Source organism: Streptomyces sp. NPDC059524, from assembly GCF_042749255.1.
Taxonomy (GTDB): Bacteria; Actinomycetota; Actinomycetes; order Streptomycetales; family Streptomycetaceae; genus Streptomyces; species Streptomyces xanthii.
In genome coordinates this window covers 46891-48186 of the sequence record NZ_JBHYTK010000040.1, presented here as the reverse complement: position 1 = coordinate 48186, position 1296 = coordinate 46891, and the positions used below count along the sequence as shown (strand labels likewise).

Here is a 1296-nt window from a genome sequence, read left to right as displayed (position 1 = left end):
GGGCTCGCTGGCGCGCGCGCGCGGCTGTCCGACTCGCTGCCTCACACCGCCCCCCCCCCCCCCCCCCCCGGGCCGGGACGACACAGGCTCTGCAGTCGGGCCAGTGCGGGATGTTCGGGTCAGGCGAGGGAGACCAGGTCCCGGTAGTTCTCGTTCCACAGGTCCTCGTCCGCGTCCGGCAGCAGCAGGACGCGGTCGGGGCGCAGGGCGTCGAGAGCCCCCTCGTCGTGGGTGACCATCACGATCGCGCCCGGGTACGAGCCGACTGCGGCCAGGACCTCGGTGCGCGAGGCGGGGTCGAGGTTGTTGGTGGGTTCGTCCAGCAGCAGGACGTTCGCGCCGGAGTGGACGAGGCCCGCCAGGGCCAGGCGGGTCTTCTCGCCGCCGGAGAGGACGCCGGCCGGCTTGTCGGCGTCGTCGCCGGAGAAGAGAAACGCGCCGAGCACGCGCCGTGCTTCACCGTCGGTGAGGTGCGGTGCGGCAGCGCGGAGGTTCTCCCGTACGGTCCGCTCGGTGTGGAGGGTGTCGTGTTCCTGGGCGAAGTAGCCCAGGCGCAGCCCGTGCCCGTGCACCACCCGACCTGAGTCCGGCTGTTCCTGGCCGGCCAGGAGGCGCAGCAGGGTGGTCTTTCCCGCGCCGTTGAGGCCGAGGATGACCAGGCGGCTGCCTCGGTCGACGGCCAGGTCCACGCCGGCGAGGACCTGGTGGTCGCCGTAGGACTTGGCCAGACTGACGGCGCCGAGGGGGATCCGCCCGCACGCGGCGGGCTCGGGCAGCCGGATCTTCGCGACCTTCTCCGTGCGCCGGGCCGGTTCCAGATCGGCGAGCATGCGGTCGGCGCGGCGGGCCATGCTCTTGGCCATGACGGCGGTGGCCGACCGCGCCTTCATCTTGTCCGCCTGAGCATGCAGAGCCCCGGCTTTGCGTTCGGCGTTGGCCCGCTCCCGGGCCCGGCGCCGCTCGTCGGCCTCCCGCTGGGTGAGGTAGGTCCTCCAGCCGGTGTTGTGGATGTCGATGGTGGCGCGCTGCGGATCGAGGTGGAAGACCCGGTTGACCACGTCGGCCAGCAGGCCCGTGTCGTGGCTGATCACCACAAGACCGCCCTGGTGGCTCTGGAGGAAGGTGCGCAGCCAGGCGATGGAGTCGGTGTCGAGGTGGTTGGTCGGCTCGTCCAGCAGCAGCGTGCCGCCGTGGGGGGGGGCCAGGCGTAGCGCCCACACACCCCCCCGCCGCTGTGTGCCGGACCGCCGCGCGCCCGCCGCGCCCCCCCCCCCCCCGCGGCGCGCCCCACCGGGC

1 pseudogene is annotated in these 1296 nt (G+C 73.8%); it reads right to left on the bottom strand.

Annotated elements, in window-relative coordinates:
• Nucleotides 1–119 precede the first annotated feature (119 nt).
• Nucleotides 120–1296 (bottom strand): annotated as a pseudogene (locus ACFW9D_RS14430) (ABC-F family ATP-binding cassette domain-containing protein); the annotation flags it as partial.